Source organism: Nostoc sp. (genome assembly GCF_036917095.1).
Taxonomy (GTDB): Bacteria; Cyanobacteriota; Cyanobacteriia; order Cyanobacteriales; family Nostocaceae; genus Nostoc.
Genome location: NZ_JBALFH010000002.1, coordinates 40712 through 55839 on the forward strand (window position 1 = coordinate 40712; position 15128 = coordinate 55839).

The 15128-nt window shown below is 43.4% G+C and carries 15 protein-coding genes and 1 pseudogene; 11 read left to right on the forward strand and 5 right to left on the reverse strand.

Features of this window, described 5'->3' with window-relative positions; translation table 11 throughout:
- Positions 1–19: 19 nt before the first annotated feature.
- From V7L01_RS00465 to V7L01_RS00495, 7 genes and pseudogenes are all read left to right on the forward strand, one after another.
- A pseudogene (locus tag V7L01_RS00465) lies at positions 20–265 on the forward strand (ribulose bisphosphate carboxylase small subunit); the annotation flags it as partial.
- 175 nt (positions 266–440) lie between these two features.
- On the forward strand, positions 441–1214 hold the full coding sequence (locus tag V7L01_RS00470; RefSeq protein WP_335030923.1) for a transferase: 774 nt from the start codon (positions 441–443) through the stop codon (positions 1212–1214).
- A gap of 56 nt (positions 1215–1270) precedes the next feature.
- Complete coding sequence (locus V7L01_RS00475) at positions 1271–2059, forward strand: BMC domain-containing protein (protein WP_335030925.1); 789 nt, start codon at positions 1271–1273, stop codon at positions 2057–2059.
- Positions 2060–2312: 253 nt separating this feature from the next.
- A complete protein-coding gene (locus V7L01_RS00480) occupies positions 2313–3254 on the forward strand; it encodes a LysR family transcriptional regulator (RefSeq protein ID WP_335030927.1) in 942 nt (313 codons plus the stop codon).
- Positions 3255–3361: 107 nt separating this feature from the next.
- On the forward strand, positions 3362–4990 hold the full coding sequence (locus V7L01_RS00485; protein WP_335030929.1) for a mucoidy inhibitor MuiA family protein: 1629 nt from the start codon (positions 3362–3364) through the stop codon (positions 4988–4990).
- A gap of 105 nt (positions 4991–5095) precedes the next feature.
- Positions 5096–5596, forward strand: a complete 501-nt coding sequence (locus tag V7L01_RS00490) for a GNAT family N-acetyltransferase (protein WP_335030931.1) — start codon at positions 5096–5098, stop codon at positions 5594–5596.
- A 58-nt stretch (positions 5597–5654) separates the two neighbouring features.
- The gene (locus tag V7L01_RS00495) at positions 5655–6323 is read left to right on the forward strand and encodes a Uma2 family endonuclease (protein WP_335030933.1); all 669 of its coding nucleotides are present in this window, start codon (positions 5655–5657) and stop codon (positions 6321–6323) included.
- Positions 6324–6361: 38 nt separating this feature from the next.
- On the opposite strand, the gene V7L01_RS00500 is transcribed toward V7L01_RS00495, so the two are convergent.
- Positions 6362–6562: a hypothetical protein gene (locus tag V7L01_RS00500; protein WP_335030935.1), complete on the reverse strand. Its 201-nt coding sequence runs from the start codon at positions 6560–6562 to the stop codon at positions 6362–6364.
- A 199-nt stretch (positions 6563–6761) separates the two neighbouring features.
- On the opposite strand from V7L01_RS00500, the gene mnmE reads away from it, so the two are divergent.
- From mnmE to V7L01_RS00515, 3 genes are all read left to right on the forward strand, one after another.
- Positions 6762–8156 carry a tRNA uridine-5-carboxymethylaminomethyl(34) synthesis GTPase MnmE gene (gene mnmE, locus V7L01_RS00505; RefSeq protein ID WP_335030937.1) on the forward strand — a complete coding sequence of 465 codons (1395 nt, stop codon included), beginning with the start codon at positions 6762–6764 and terminating at the stop codon, positions 8154–8156.
- Between the two features lie 283 nt (positions 8157–8439).
- Positions 8440–9210, forward strand: a complete 771-nt coding sequence (locus tag V7L01_RS00510; RefSeq protein WP_335030938.1) for an SDR family NAD(P)-dependent oxidoreductase — start codon at positions 8440–8442, stop codon at positions 9208–9210.
- A 50-nt stretch (positions 9211–9260) separates the two neighbouring features.
- Positions 9261–9590 (forward strand): hypothetical protein, encoded by a 330-nt coding sequence (locus tag V7L01_RS00515; RefSeq protein ID WP_335030940.1) that lies wholly within the window; start codon positions 9261–9263, stop codon positions 9588–9590.
- Positions 9591–9678: 88 nt separating this feature from the next.
- Here V7L01_RS00515 and V7L01_RS00520 read toward each other — a convergent pair whose 3' ends face one another.
- The 3 genes from V7L01_RS00520 to V7L01_RS00530 all read right to left on the reverse strand — a co-directional run bounded on the left by V7L01_RS00520 (position 9679) and on the right by V7L01_RS00530 (position 11969).
- Entirely contained in the window at positions 9679–10599 is a 921-nt protein-coding gene (locus V7L01_RS00520) for an alpha/beta hydrolase (RefSeq protein WP_335030942.1), read from the reverse strand.
- Positions 10600–10623: 24 nt separating this feature from the next.
- The gene (locus tag V7L01_RS00525; protein ID WP_335030943.1) at positions 10624–10854 is read right to left on the reverse strand and encodes a hypothetical protein; all 231 of its coding nucleotides are present in this window, start codon (positions 10852–10854) and stop codon (positions 10624–10626) included.
- A gap of 242 nt (positions 10855–11096) precedes the next feature.
- Complete coding sequence (locus V7L01_RS00530) at positions 11097–11969, reverse strand: DUF4231 domain-containing protein (protein WP_335030945.1); 873 nt, start codon at positions 11967–11969, stop codon at positions 11097–11099.
- A gap of 610 nt (positions 11970–12579) precedes the next feature.
- On the opposite strand from V7L01_RS00530, the gene V7L01_RS00535 reads away from it, so the two are divergent.
- Entirely contained in the window at positions 12580–13749 is a 1170-nt protein-coding gene (locus V7L01_RS00535) for a homocysteine biosynthesis protein (protein ID WP_335030947.1), read from the forward strand.
- Between the two features lie 105 nt (positions 13750–13854).
- Here the strand turns inward: V7L01_RS00535 and V7L01_RS00540 are convergent, their stop codons facing one another.
- The gene (locus tag V7L01_RS00540) at positions 13855–14880 is read right to left on the reverse strand and encodes a hypothetical protein (RefSeq protein ID WP_335030948.1); all 1026 of its coding nucleotides are present in this window, start codon (positions 14878–14880) and stop codon (positions 13855–13857) included.
- Between the last annotated feature and the right edge of the window lie 248 nt (positions 14881–15128).

Consider the following 15128-nt stretch of genomic DNA (forward strand, 5'->3'; position numbering starts at 1 on the left):
TACTCGCTTGAGTAGTGAAGTCGTAGACCAACTCCGGCAATTATTGGCTGGCGGCTCTAAAATTAGTATTGAACACGTAGACCAACGACGGTTCCGCACTGGTTCTTGGACTAGTACCGGTCAAATTCAAGCCTCCTCAGAAAGAGAAGCGATCGCAGCCGTAGAAGGACACCTCGGCGAATATCAAGGGGAGTATGTGCGTTTAATTGGTATTGACCCCAAAGCCAAGCGTCGGGTATTAGAAACGATTATTCAACGGCCATAGCAGTGCTGAGTTAAAAGTGCTGAGTGCTGAGTTAATACTTTAAAGACACCAGTCACACCAACTGTAAACTCAGATTTTAAAACACACTCAGCACTGGCTCAACGCCCCGCTAACCCTAACAGCACTCAGCAATCAGCACTCAGAACTTCATCCGGCTTCCGAGGTTAAAATTTCCATGTCTGTGCCGCCACTGCGCCTCAGCAATAACTTTGATTCTTACATTAGTGGTGAGGTGACTATTCATCCAAGCGCGGTACTTGCACCTGGGGTGATCCTCCAAGCGGCTGCAAACAGCAAAATCATCATTGGGCCGGGGGTCTGTATTGGTATGGGATCGATTCTCCAAGTCCATGAAGGCACCCTAGAGGTAGAAACAGGCGCAAACCTGGGAGCCGGTTTTTTGATGGTTGGCAAAGGCAAAATTGGAGCAAATGCTTGCATTGGTTCAGCAACAACAGTTTTTAACTATTCAGTTGAACCTGGACAAGTAGTACCACCGGGTTCGATTTTGGGAGACACCAGTCGGCAAATTGCCCAAACAAACCAATTGGAATCATCTACAAATAACCCAGCTTCTCCAAATACACCACCGCCCAAGGAAGAGGAAAATGGCTCAGGTGGAGTTAAGGAAAAGGTAATTTCCTCAACTAACTTCTCAGCTTCGGCTTTTGTGGATTTCAAACAAAATAAGTCGATTTCTTACTTTAAATCTCCCGCCACTCCAGAAAGTCAGTCTCCTCCCGTGGAGGAACCGACCAATGATACTAACTCCACCTTGGAGGAAGCCGCCCAACCGTCTACAGAACATAGCTCAGACCTCAGTCAGCCAACCACAGAATCCCCTAACGGTTTTGGGACTCAAATTTATGGGCAAGGGAGCATAAGCAGACTGTTGACTACATTGTTTCCTCATAGACAATCATTGAGCGACCCAAACTCTGACGATTAGTCCGAGTAAGTGTTAATTGTAAGTTGTCGGCTTTTTCCGTATTTTGGAGAATTCACATGGAAACATATAATCAACGGTCTATGAGTTCCAGCCAGGGAGCGAGTAGTCAAGAGACCTACCAAGATACTGCTTTGGGTTTAGTTTCTACCCGCAGCTTTCCGGCCATAGTTGGTACGGCGGATATGATGCTGAAATCAGCGGGAGTTCACCTAATTGGGTATGAAAAAACTGGTAGCGGTCATTGTACTGCGATCGTCCGGGGTGGAATTGCTGACGTGCGTCTGGCGGTAGAATCAGGCGTGCAAACGGCTGAACAGTTTGGTCAGTTGGTTTCTAGTTTGGTGATTCCCCGACCTTATCCGAACCTAGATATAGTGCTTCCCATCACAACCCGTTTCACCAAATTGATGGAAGAAGGCAATTACAGCCGTTTGAGTAATCAAGCAATTGGTTTGGTAGAAACGCGAGGATTTCCTGCGATGGTAGGAGCGTGTGATGCCATGCTCAAAGCTGCTGATGTTCATTTGGCAGCCTATGAAAAAATTGGTGCGGGTTTGTGTACAGCGATTATCCGTGGTTCCGTAGCCAATGTAGCGGTAGCAGTGGAAGCGGGAATGTTTGAGGCAGAACGCATTGGGGAATTGAATGCAGTGATGGTAATTCCTCGACCGTTAGACGAAATGGAGCTAACCTTGCCATTAGCAAGATGCTGGATAGAAGAACGCGAACCGTTAAACTTGCCAGTAAATATTAAAGAGCAAGTTGCCGAAATCGAGGTACTAAGATTACCAGACTTAACCAAGCTACCGACAAAAGTTAAAGAAGAATTATGGAATGATGAATGATGATAGATGAATTTTGGAAAATCCTCATTCATTATTCAGCATTCATCGACAGAGTGGAAGGGATCTTACGCTTTTGCTGTTCTTGATAATAGCTTCTTGAATCCATAAATTAAATACCTTTATTTGAATATAAACAATAGAGTTCTATCTATGATAGAACTCGTAACTTTCTGTGAGCATCACTATATCATTTGCCAGTGTTCAGCAATACTAGTTTTATATCTATTAATCGCTATATACAGGAGAATCACCCTTGAACCAAGCGACGCTGCACCAGTTAAAGGTGTTCGAGGCGGCGGCACGGCACAGTAGCTTTACTCGTGCTGCTGAGGAATTGTTTCTCACCCAACCTACCGTTTCTATGCAGATCAAGCAACTCACAAAATCGGTAGGGTTGCCATTATTTGAGCAAGTGGGAAAGCGGTTGTATCTAACGGAAGCAGGACGGGAATTATTTGCCACATGTCGGCAGATTTTTGACAATATAGCCCAGTATGAAATGAAGGTAGCAGATTTAAAAGGGCTAAAACAGGGACAATTACGCTTGGCAGTAATTACAACAGCAAAATACTTTATTCCACGTTTGTTAGGGCCCTTTTGCGAACTTTATCCAGGGATTGATATCTCGCTGCAAGTAACGAATCACGAACAAATTTTGGAACGGATGAGTCAAAATCTGGACGACTTATATATTATGAGTCAAATTCCAGACAATATAGATGTGACTTGCGAACCATTTTTAGAAAACCCTTTGATAGTCTTTGCACCAAATAATCATCCGTTGTCCAAAGAAAAAAATATTCCTATACAACGCTTGTCTAACGAACCTTTTATTATGCGAGAACCAGGTTCAGGAACTCGTCGCGCCGTCCAAAAGCTATTTGAAGAACAAGCGGTGACGGTAAAAGTCAAGCTAGAATTGGGAAGTAACGAAGCAATTAAACAAGCGATCGCAGGTGGTTTAGGAATTTCTGTTTTATCCCGTCATACCTTACTATTAGACGCCTCAGAGTTCAGCATTTTAGATGTACAACACTTCCCGATTCAGCGACATTGGTACATGGTTTACCCATCTGGCAAACAGCTATCTATCGTCGCTCGTGCCTATTATGAGTATTTATTAGCTGCGGCAAAAAATATTGTCCAGCAAAATTCCAATCCTGCTTCTAGTACGCTTGAACCAACTCACGGTTAAAATAATTTGTAATTATGAATTACGAATTACCTAAAGGGGTTGACGGTTAAGCCGGGAAACATTGACAATTAACCAGCAGAATCATTAAAAAAGGGGGAAAACTGGCAGTGGTTAACCCGGAAATACCGTCTTGGCGCAAAACAGTACAAAGCGAGATTGTAGCTGTTACCGTGTATTCTGACAGAGCACTGGTTACACGGCGGGGTGTAGTTGATTTAACAGGAATTGAACAGGAATTAGTCATTACCCCACTGCCAGAGACTCTAGAAACGGAGTCTGTCAGGGTTAGCGGTACAGGGACGGTAGGGGTGCGCTTAGTGGGGGTTAGTAGCGATCGCATCTACACTACTGAACCTGTAGCGGAGCGAGTCGCACATTTGACAAGGCAAATTCAGCAAATAGAAGCAGAAAAACGCCATTTGCAAGCTCAAGTCGATGCTTTAGCATTACAGTCTAATTTCATTGCAGGCTTACGCGAAAAGACAGAAGAACCCTTTTCACAGAGTTTGTCTCGGAAAAATCTCAGCCTCAGCGAAACTTTGGATTTTTTGAACTTTCTTGGAAGCCAGTATAGTGAATATGCGATCGCATCTGGAGAGTGCAAAACCCAACAGCAGGAGTTAGACAAACAACTGCAAGCACTCCACACCTCATTGCAAAAAATCCAAACACCTCATCCTAAAGAGAGTTTTAGCTTAGTTGTCGCAGTTGAAGTAGCGGGTGAAGGCGAATTTGAATTAGAGGTGTCTTACATAGTAAATCGCGCTAGTTGGAATCCACTTTATGACTTGCGCTTTAGCACTACCAGCGATATTGTACATCTAAGTTACCTTGCAGAAATCACTCAAAGCAGCGGCGAAGATTGGATTGGGGCAAATCTTACCCTTTCTACCGCTAAACCAGGATTAGGTACACTTCCACCCAAACTTGAACCCTGGTATATTGATAGCCCACTTCCTCGAAGAATACGACAACGATTTACTGCCCAGGCACCACTGCTGCCTAGCATACCAGAGCCGCCTGCTTCTGCTGCCAGAGCAGATTGGCAAGAACAAGACGAAGTTACAGAAGATAGTCTCATCCCAGCAGAAACCGTTACAGCAGAAGTATCTAAAGAAGGGAGCGTAGTTACCTTTAAATTGAATAGTGGTGGTAACATTCCCAGTGATGGCGCACCCCATAAAACTACAATTTTCAATGATGATTATCCTTGTAGCTTTGATTATGTAGCAATGCCACGCTTGGTAAGCTTTGCTTGTTTGCAAGCTAATGTGAAAAATAGCCCGAATGGTGCGACTTTGTTACCAGGTAAAGCGAATATTTTCCGCGACAATGTTTTTATTGGGACAACTCAGTTAGAGAATATTGCACCAGGGCAAGAGTTCAAACTGAATTTAGGGATTGATGAAGGTTTAAAAATTGAGCGCGACTTAGTTGAACGTCTGGTAGATAAAAGATTGATTAGCAACCAGCGCCGCATTACTTATAGCTATCGGTTGCTAATTACTAACTTACTAGACAAAGAACTAAATCTAAAACTAACTGAACAATTGCCAGTTAGCCGCAACGAGCAAATTAAAGTGCGCCTCAATCGCTGCAACCCACAAATTCAACTTGGTGAAATGGGGATTTTAGAATGGCAATTAACTTTTCCACCTCAGGAGCGACGAGAAATATATTACCAGTTTAATATTGAACATCCGCCTGAATTAACGGTGATTGGGTTAGATATTTAGAGTCGCGGTTAGCGTTATTATTCAACTGTGTTCCCGAAATTAAGTAAACAAATATTATTAAGTATAACTGCCAGCAAAAGCACTCACCTCTAGGAGACACCGAAAATGAATGTGCTGGTTCGAGAAGCACGAGTGGATGATGCTGCCGCGATTGTTAGCATTCTGAACCCAATTATAGAAGCTGGTGTATATACCGCGTTTGATACGCCGCTCACAGTCGATGCCGAACGTGAGTATATTTCAAATTTTCCCCAGCGTGGGGTGTTCCATGTCGCTCTGCGCTTACCAGATCGGGCAGTTGTTGGGTTTCAAAGTCTGGAACCATTTGCAACCTTCACACATGCCTTTGACCATGTGGGAATCATCGGAACATACGTAGATATCTTATACCAACGACAAGGTATTGGTAAGAGTCTATTCGAGGCTACTTTTGAGACTGCTCGTACCAAAGGATACGAAAAGATATTAACCTACGTTCGCGCCGATAACGCAGGGGCGTTAGCTAGCTATCTCCAACGTGGTTTTCACATAATTGGGACGGCGCAAAGACAGGCTAAAATCAAAGGAACGTATGTGGACGAGATCATCATCGAACGGTTTTTATAAATAGCGTCTGCGCTCCTCACTGCTACGCTAAACTTATAGCACTGAGACACTTGCCGCCATGTCTGTCACCAAAGATTTTGAAGTCCCAAAAGATGTTATATTTCCGCCAGGGGATTTATATAGTGACGAACCGCCTTTGGAAACTGACTTGCATCGGCTACAAATGACACTGCTCATCCAATGCTTGGAGTGGTTGTGGCAAAATCGCAATGACTTTTATACATCGGGTAATCTCACTATTTATTACAGTCCACGCCAGCGCAAATCAGAAAACTTCCGGGGGCCAGATTTTTTTGTGGTACTGGGGACTGAACGCAAACCCCGTAAAAGCTGGGTTGTCTGGGAGGAAGATGGCAAATATCCCAATCTAATCATAGAAATCCTCTCGGATAGTACAGGTGATACCGATAAAGGCTTAAAAAAACAAATTTACCAAGATATCTTTCGCACACCAGATTACTTCTGGTTTGACCCGGAAACCTTAGAATTTTCAGGGTATCATTTGCTTGATGGTAAATATCAACCCCTGGAACCCAATTCCCAAGGCTGGTTGTGGAGTCAACAGCTAGGTTTGTATTTAGGGGTTTATCAAGAAAAGCTACGCTTTTTCACGCCTGAAGGAGAACTGGTTCCCACACCCGAAGAAGTCGCACAACAGGAGAAGCAACGCAGCGATCGCTTGGCGGCAAAACTGAGAGAATTAAATATAGATCCAGATACTATTTAACTTCCACGCTGTCTTGCTTGTGCCTGTTGGCGCGAATGCTATGAATCTTCAGGAAAAACCCATTTTGGCGGTTCCGTCATTTTTTTCCGCAGACGTTCTTGTGCCAACTCCAACATTTTGTCTAAGGGAGTCTCTTCAATAAATTTTGCAGTGGCCTCTCTAAACTCGATATTGGGGCATTTATCCCCTAAAACACAGCCGTTAATGCAGGCTTGGGCGCAGTTAATTTTTTGCTCCACAGTAAATTCCTCTCTCTAAAAGTTATGAGTTGTGAGTTATAATTTTCACCCCTAACTCTTTACTATCAGGCATTACCCTCCAGGTAAATTTTACCTTGCCAGTTGCCATCCCATTAGTCTAAATACTTACCATTTAGAAAGGTATCGGTTATGAGTTATGATTTTGACTCCTAACTTCTCACTCTTATGAAGGGCGCTCATGTCAGAAGTTTTTGCCACTACTGGAACCATCGCTGCGATCGCTACTGCTGTTGTCCCCCAACAGGGTAGCGTTGGTATTGTGCGAGTATCCGGTTCCCAAGCAATGGCGATTGCCCAAACTCTTTTTCACGCACCAGGGCGACAAGTTTGGGAAAGTCACCGAATTCTCTACGGTTACATTCGCCATCCCCAGACGCAACAAGTGGTGGATGAAACGCTGTTGCTGCTCATGAAAGCACCCCGTTCTTACACCCGTGAAGATGTAGTGGAATTTCATTGCCACGGCGGAATTATGGCAGTGCAGCAGGTGTTACAACTATGTCTAGAAAATGGCGCTAGGTTAGCCCAACCGGGAGAATTTACTCTCCGCGCCTTTTTAAATGGACGATTGGATTTAACTCAAGCCGAAGGTATTGCCGATTTAGTAGGAGCGCGATCGCCCCAAGCTGCTCAAACTGCCTTAGCTGGTTTGCAGGGAAAATTAGCTCATCCAATCCGGCAGTTACGCGCTAACTGTTTGGATATTTTGGCAGAAATCGAAGCTCGAATCGATTTTGAGGAAGACCTTCCTCCGCTGGATGATAAAGTCATAATATCAGAAATCGAGAAAATTGCCGCAGAAATAACTAGATTATTAGCAACCAAAGACAAAGGTGAGTTGCTACGCACTGGTTTAAAAGTGGCAATTGTTGGGCGTCCGAATGTGGGTAAGTCGAGCTTATTGAACGCTTGGAGCCAGAGCGATCGCGCCATTGTGACTGACTTACCCGGTACAACCCGCGATGTGGTGGAATCGCAGTTAGTTGTCGGGGGAATTCCCGTACAAGTGCTAGATACAGCCGGGATTCGAGAAACAACCGACCAAGTGGAAAAAATTGGGGTGGAGCGATCGCGTCGTGCCGCCAATGCAGCAGATTTAGTCTTGCTTACCATCGACGCTTCATCTGGGTGGACGGAAGGCGATCGAGAAATTTATGAGCAGGTGCAACATCGTCCATTGATTCTAGTTATTAACAAAATCGATTTAGTAGAAGAGAGCGAAAGAAAAATTATTCTATCCCAAATCCCAAATCCTAAATCTAAAATTGTCACAGCAGCAGCAAAAAATCAAGGTATTGATGCTTTAGAAACAGCAATTTTAGAGATAGTTAAGGCAGGAAAAGTTCAAGCGGCTGATATGGATTTAGCCATTAACCAAAGGCAAGCAGCAGCCTTAACTCAAGCTAAAATTTCTTTGGAACAAGTACAAGCAACAATTGCCCAAAAGCTACCCCTTGATTTCTGGACAATTGACTTACGGGGTGCGATTCAAGCGCTAGGAGAAATTACCGGAGAAGATGTGACAGAATCAGTTTTAGATAGGATTTTTAGCAAGTTTTGTATTGGTAAATAAATGAGAGATTGGCAAAGGCAAAATGCAATCCAGCATTTATACAAAAGAAGGAAAAACGAACCGCAAAGGACGCAAAGGACACAAAGGAATGAGAGTTTTAGAGAGTTATTGCGGAAGCCCTATATACTAATATTTGTGAAGTGTCACTCTTATTAAAATTAACCTACAATTGATAAAAAATGTACATTTCAATTCGCTACGTCATCACAGCGAGAGAAAAATTGCTACTTATTTTATCTCTGGCTAGGAATATTAAATACCGCCACAAGTAAACTAAATTCATATGTCTTTTATCGATGAAATTAATCCTGTAAACGCGTTGATTGTGGGAGCCAGCCAAGGTATTGGTTTGGGTTTTGTCAAAAAATTGCTACAAGATGACAGAATAGCCAAAGTTTATGCAATTTCTCGCCAACCGGAATCAGCCTCCGATTTAATAGCTCTTGCAAGCGAACATTCTGAGCGATTAATTTGTATAAAGATGGATATTACTGACGAATCGCAGATTATTGAAGCGGTTAAAAAAATACGTACCCAAGTTGATAAACTGCATTTGGTAATCAACTGTGTAGGACTGTTGCATGAAGATACTTTGCAACCTGAAAAAAGCTTAAGACAGATCAATTCAGAAAATTTGCTGCGCTACTTTCAGATAAATAGTATTGGTGCTGTCTTGCTAACTAAACATCTATTGCCCTTGTTTCGTCATCGAGAACGCAGCGTGTTTGCCACTATTTCTGCTAAATTAGGCAGTATTGGCGATAACCAACTTGGTGGATGGTATGGCTATCGCGCTTCTAAAGCAGCACTCAATATGTTGATGCGAACTGCGGCAATTGAGTATAAAAGAAGTTGTCCTCAAGCATTAATAGTGACATTGCATCCTGGTACAACAGATACGCGCCTTTCTCGTCCTTTCCAGGGAAATGTACCTGCGGAAAAATTATTCACAGTGGAACGTACCGTTACCCAATTATTGGCTGTGATTGAACAGCTTCAAGAAGGCGATAGTGGAGAGTTTTTCTCGTGGGATGGAAGCCGATTACCTTGGTAACTGCGTTACGCTTGTGCTAGTGAAATTTACGTTACTTGTAACCAAAGCCTATGAAGTTTTTTGTGCCAGCAGCCAAGGATGATATTAAAGCAGAGCAGGTGTATAGTGCTTTTGCTCGGTCTGTTAAAGCACCAATAACCGAAAAGCGTATTTGGAAGTTACAGTGGCGCGATCGCGAAATTGATATGGAATGCGAGGTAGGTAAACCTTTACCATCCTCTTATCAAACAGGGAAAGAGCTAGTTATGGCAATCTTTGAGTGCGAAAACCTTTATAAGATTTGTACTCTTACCCGTGGAGGAGTAAAGGGAGAACCTATTTTGGTTGGCAAAAACTCTGTATCCTCAGCAACATATTTTTCAGATAATACAAACAATTGACTCTACATTTTAAGGTGCGATCGCTTGTTTGATAAAAGTGGATGCGTAGGCGTAGCCCGTCGTAGACATCGCCTTGGTAGCATAGTTACTAAGAACTAGGAAACTCTAACTCAGCGTTTCCCCCTCCTAACTGCACCACCTCAGATGGTAGGTGTCGCTCCAACCAATCTTCCAAATCAGCCATTACCTCAGGGTAATTTAGGTCACTCTGAATTTCGTGATAGGCTCCCGGATACTCGATTCTCAGCTTATCTGTGCAGTTTACCCGTTGGTAAAAGATGTCGCTTCCCGCAGGTAAAGCAACTCTGTCTGCACCGCCGTGGAGAATCAACAATGGTAATTGCCAATCACCTGCGCGAGCATTAATCCAATCAACTGTTGCAAAGAATTCTGTAGCCAGACGGGCACTAGCAAGGGTATGTCGCAATGTATCCTGAGCGATGGCGGCTAAAACCTGCCGATCTCGTGAAGCAGTGCTTATGTCAATGCCTGTATTCAGGGTGAAACGCGGCCACACCCGTGAGAGCATTTTTCCTAAAAGCACGCGGATGGGTGAAACCCCAACTTTCCCCAAGGTTGGCGCTAGAGCGATCGCACCCTGCAATACTGATGCTTGTTGGGGATAGCGCAGAACGTAATCTAAGACAATCACCCCGCCTAAACTATGACCCAAGAGAAAAACTGGGCATCCAGGATTCTGAGTCTGAATTAACTGTAAAAAGGCTCCCACGTCTTCCCGAAACTCACTCCAAGCGTTGATATAGCCTTGCTGACCTGATGAGCGTCCATGACCGCGCAAGTCTAAGCCGTAGACGGCATATTGTTTGGGTATCAAATGTTGAATCACATTACTATAGCGATCGCTGTGCGTTCCAAGTCCATGCACAATGGCTAATATTGCCCGTACTTTACCCTTTGGATGCCAGCTTTGATAATACAGGTCAAGTCCTCCAACACCTGGAAATCTGCCTTCTCTACGAGATGCTACGCGATCGCTGTAGTCAATCATAAGGTTAATTTTTTACATATTTTCTCAGCAAGCTACTAATAATGTCAACATATTAAGAGTTTTATACTTAACTCCTGTTTTTGTTTCAATACACAGAACCAAAAAACTTCCAAAGCCACAACTGCGTAGGCATAGCCCGCCGCAGGCATCGCTGCTAGAACCAAAGAAAGCAACATTGTAACCAGCGCTTTTAACCACAAACCCAGCTAATACATTACTCAAAGTTGCACCAAAGCCAATTGCACAGAACCTCATATAGCCCGACGGAGCGCGGAATTTTTGCTATTTAATCGACGAAGCGAGTAGGGTAAAGTATTGCAGATTTGCAGGCGATTAGGAGAAGCAATGCTGGAGTGCAATAACAATAAAATTCCCGACTTCTGATAAAGTCGGGAATTTTAGCCTTTCGAGTCAATCTGAAGAAATCCTATTTTAAATAATAACCACGAACAATACTTGACTGATTAGTGACCACAGTTAGTTAATCAGGTGTGCTTTTATTTGGTTACTTCTGCTTTGTTTGAGTCATTAGATGGAGCTAATTCTGTCTTCTCGGATTGCGTCTCACTGGTTTGTTGCAATTGGTTGAGATGAATGTTGTTTACTTGAACAATAAAGTATTCTAATGCCTGACTTGCCTTTTGTTGTTGTTGGCTTTCATCAGACACATCATAGCAACGATAAGGCGGAGTTACTCCCAATATAAACTTCTCTTGTTCAGCTTCTAATAATTCAACGGCTGTGTTAGCAGCAAGCGAATTTTTCTGAAAAGGAAAAGAGGTAACTATACTGGCAACTATAGAAGCAATCGCTGGGCAAAGCACGGGGAGCCACTTGAGCCAAGCTTGTCCTGCTTCTAATTTGTCTACCAGAACTAAAATTGGTGTGACTCCTGATAAAATTACTGTCGCAATTTGCAAACCATAGTAAAGGTTTCTTGATACACCTCGAATTTTTTTATAATCGTCAATCAAGTCTTGACTGTATTGTAAAGCCTTCCCTCTTGTCAGAGTCAGCGTATCTTTATTCCAGGAATTAGGATTGGTCAATAGATAACTATAGAGTTCCGCTTTTTTGGTGAGTTCTAACTGAGAAGCGGCCTTCTTATAGTTCTGAAATACTTGTCTATTGATAAGCAACAAAAAAAACACAAAAGTTAGAGATACGGCTCCAGAAATTACAACTGTTTTATCATCTGAAAAGAAAATAATCACTAGTCCAGAAGAGACAAAAGCTGCCAGCAATAAATACTCAATTACCTTCAAGTTAAACAGCTTTTTCTCATCTGCTGGGGAGGATAAATTTTCAATCCTCTCAGAAATCTTACTTTGGTTTTTTTGGTCAAGATTAGTTAATTCAGCATTAGTCATTGGCTCTTACTTAATTAGTTATCGGGTGAGATGTAGCAATAAAAGGCATAGTAACAAATACAATTGGTTTGAGGGGTAGAAGTCAGGATAAGTTCGCTGGAGAGCAGCTTTAGTATAAAATAGCTAACCTTCTAACTTTTGCTTAGATATCCCTTCTATTAAGGATTTCAGGTCGTTTCTCCCTTGCCAAAACCTTTGAGCATCTGTTATTAACTCCCACTTTGTGATTGACTAGTTGGCTTAGAATGCTTTACAAAAGCCAAAAATGTTTCTTTTGGTTGAGGTAAAATCATTTAAATCCAGTAAGTCTAGTCAATCCCAACCATACATATATTTGATTGATAATGCAAGGGTTTTACCTTAGTAATTTTACGTATATAAAACCATTTTTTTTACATAAAACTCTGACTAGTTCCAAAAAATATATTACTATGATTTGCACTTTGCAATACTTGAATTGTTTTTTTGGGAATTTTAACCCTATCTGGGGTGTTAAGCTGTCGCGTAGAGATTGGCAACACCTATTTCCAGAGAAAGTTATACAAGAGTCTGTGATTTATCAAGATATCCTTCAACAAGGAAGACAGCAGGAAGCGCTAGCACTGATAAGATGCGAACAATTGCAGAAATTAATGAGAAAATTAGCCGCCAACGTGCGGTAGTGTTGACAACTGAAGAATTAAAAGCACGAGTTGTAGAAATTGGTGTTACTAAAGCTGCGAAAGAAGTTGATGTAATTACCACTGGCACGTTTGAGCCAATGGAATCAAGTGGTGCAATTATTAATCTGGGGCATACTGACCCGCCAATAAAAATTCGCCGCTGCTGGTTAGATGGCGTTCCAGCATACTCTGGTTTTGGGGCAGTAGATTTATATTTGGGTGCGAGTTGTGCTGTGGAGACGACAGACGGGGAGGAAGTCCGAGAACGTGGCGGCGGTCATGTAATCGAAGATTTAATCGCTGGTAAACCTATACACGTAAAAGCGCAAGGACAAGTAACAGATTGTTATCCCAGAGCAACTTTTGAAACTACAGTTACCAGTGAAACGATTAATCAGTTTTACTTATTTAATCCGCGCAATCTTTATCAAAATTTTATTGTTGGTGTAAATGGTGGCGATCGCCCCCTCTTCACCTATCTCGGCCCTTTACAACCGCGTCTGGGAAATGCCGTTTACTCTAACCCCGGTGCTATTTCCCCCTTACTCAACGACCCCGATTTGCAACTCGTTGGTATAGGTACTCGAATTTTTTTAGGTGGTGGTATTGGCTATGTCGCCTGGGAAGGCACTCAGCACTTCCCCTTGCAAAAGCGTTTAGCTAATCGTACACCGATTGGGCCTTCCGCCACTTTGGCTTTAATTGGTGATGCCAAGCAAATGGATGCTCATTGGGTGCGGGGGTGTTACTTCAAAAGCTATGGTCCCTCATTGATGTTAGGCGTTGGTGTACCACTTCCTGTATTAAATGAACAAGTAGTTGAATACTGTGCCGTGCAAGATAAAGACTTAGTAGCCCCAATAGTGGATTTTTCTATTCCCCGGCGCGTCCGTCCCACTTTTGGTTTGGTGAGTTACGCTCAACTCAAATCTGGGCGGATCGTCATTGAGGGCAAAGCAGTACGCTCTGCCCCCTTAGCCAGTTTATTTTTTTCTAGGCAAGTCGCCCTAGAGTTGAAAAAGTGGATCGAAGCAGGTACGTTTACCCTGACAGAACCAGTTTCCCCAATTCCGATGGAGCGATCTTTTCTACCCCAAGACCGTCGGACGGATTTTTGATCGTGGGGACTAGGAAGTAGGGGGGGGAGCAGCAGGGAGCAGGGGGAAAATTCCTCTCCTCTGCACCGTTCCCCTGCCCCTCTGCCTCTTCTCCATGCCCTATGCCTACTCTTGAGTCGGTTTCGGTCGCTTGATGGGCTTAGGAGCGGGTGTTTTGGGTATAGGTTTTGACACCACAGGGGTGTCACCGCCTGCGCCTGTTTTCTTAATAGGACGCGGGGTTTCGCCACTACGTCTGGGGGGGAATGGTTTTCTACCACCAGCACCACCAGGGCCACCAGCACGAGGACCACCTTTGAATGGTGGTCTGCGTTTTTTGGGCAAGTCAGCGATCGCCTCAGCTTTTTCTACGATCAAAACGTCAGCTTCTCGCTTGGCTTGGAAGTCCCAGAACTTGCCTACTGCTTTGGTGGTCAGCACACCCCTCAATTTCAACTTAAAATACTTGGGTTTGTCAGTTGGTTTGCGTGCAGCCTGTCTAATTTTGACTACCAAGCTTTTAGCATCAAAAGATTGGTATACTACCTCACCACGAACAGAAAAACCACCATCTGCAACTTCTGATGAGGGGATTACGGGAATTGTGCTTAATTCAGAGTTTTCGGATAAGCCATCATCGGGTGTTTGTAACTCTTGCAACTCCAAGTCTGACTCGTCTTCATCTGTTGAGTTTTTAGCCAGATTTTCTGGCTCCCAAACTCCGACGATTTGGATGTGCAAGGTATCATTCTCTTGTCTTGTACGTGGATATACTACCCACAAGTGTTCTTTTTCTAAGTCTAGGTGATTCTTGACTAAGCTCATAATCCGGCCTAGGAGGACGGCATTGAGTTCTACACCATCGGTAGTCAGCAGCGTACCTTGAGTAAATTGTTCGCTGCTAGCATGATAGCGACCTCTAACTAACCCGATCGCTCGATATTGCATCGGCTCACTGGGAGGCGGAATCGGTTGCTGTCGATTGACTAAGTTCCCATTTGAGTCAGTCTCAATGGGGTTAACAGGCGAATTTTCAGGTTTAGAGGACTGGGCTGTTATATGAACGCTAGCAGCTGCCCCTATGTTAGTTGGGCCCTGGTTAGAGGCAGAAGAATTGGAGGATTCAGGCAATGGCATCAGGTCGGAATTCATAAAAACTCCTTGCGGCGGAGACACATCCCATTGTGGGATTTTACAAAGGCAGCTGGAAAGAGCATTTGTGCGATTGATGAAAGTATATTTGCTTTTCACAAAGTCACACTAGGGTACTCTATACAATACTAAAGGCGCTAAATTGAGTGTATAAACACTAAATGTGTAATTTAGCGCCTTTACACTAGTTTCGGAAGCATATCATAGCTACAATTCTGACGGCTCCTCCTAAAGTCATCACTTACTTT

Coding starts and splice junctions, on each gene's coding strand:
- V7L01_RS00515 (WP_335030940.1), top strand. CDS start 9,261: ATGAAGTTTTTTGTGCCAGCAGCCAAGGATGATATTAAAGCAGAGCAG.
- V7L01_RS00475 (WP_335030925.1), top strand. CDS start 1,271: ATGGAAACATATAATCAACGGTCTATGAGTTCCAGCCAGGGAGCGAGT.
- V7L01_RS00510 (WP_335030938.1), top strand. CDS start 8,440: ATGTCTTTTATCGATGAAATTAATCCTGTAAACGCGTTGATTGTGGGA.
- V7L01_RS00520 (WP_335030942.1), bottom strand. CDS start 10,599: ATGATTGACTACAGCGATCGCGTAGCATCTCGTAGAGAAGGCAGATTT.
- V7L01_RS00470 (WP_335030923.1), top strand. CDS start 441: ATGTCTGTGCCGCCACTGCGCCTCAGCAATAACTTTGATTCTTACATT.
- V7L01_RS00525 (WP_335030943.1), bottom strand. CDS start 10,854: ATGAGGTTCTGTGCAATTGGCTTTGGTGCAACTTTGAGTAATGTATTA.
- V7L01_RS00530 (WP_335030945.1), bottom strand. CDS start 11,969: ATGACTAATGCTGAATTAACTAATCTTGACCAAAAAAACCAAAGTAAG.
- V7L01_RS00490 (WP_335030931.1), top strand. CDS start 5,096: ATGAATGTGCTGGTTCGAGAAGCACGAGTGGATGATGCTGCCGCGATT.
- V7L01_RS00535 (WP_335030947.1), top strand. CDS start 12,580: ATGCGAACAATTGCAGAAATTAATGAGAAAATTAGCCGCCAACGTGCG.
- V7L01_RS00495 (WP_335030933.1), top strand. CDS start 5,655: ATGTCTGTCACCAAAGATTTTGAAGTCCCAAAAGATGTTATATTTCCG.
- mnmE (WP_335030937.1), top strand. CDS start 6,762: ATGTCAGAAGTTTTTGCCACTACTGGAACCATCGCTGCGATCGCTACT.
- V7L01_RS00540 (WP_335030948.1), bottom strand. CDS start 14,880: ATGAATTCCGACCTGATGCCATTGCCTGAATCCTCCAATTCTTCTGCC.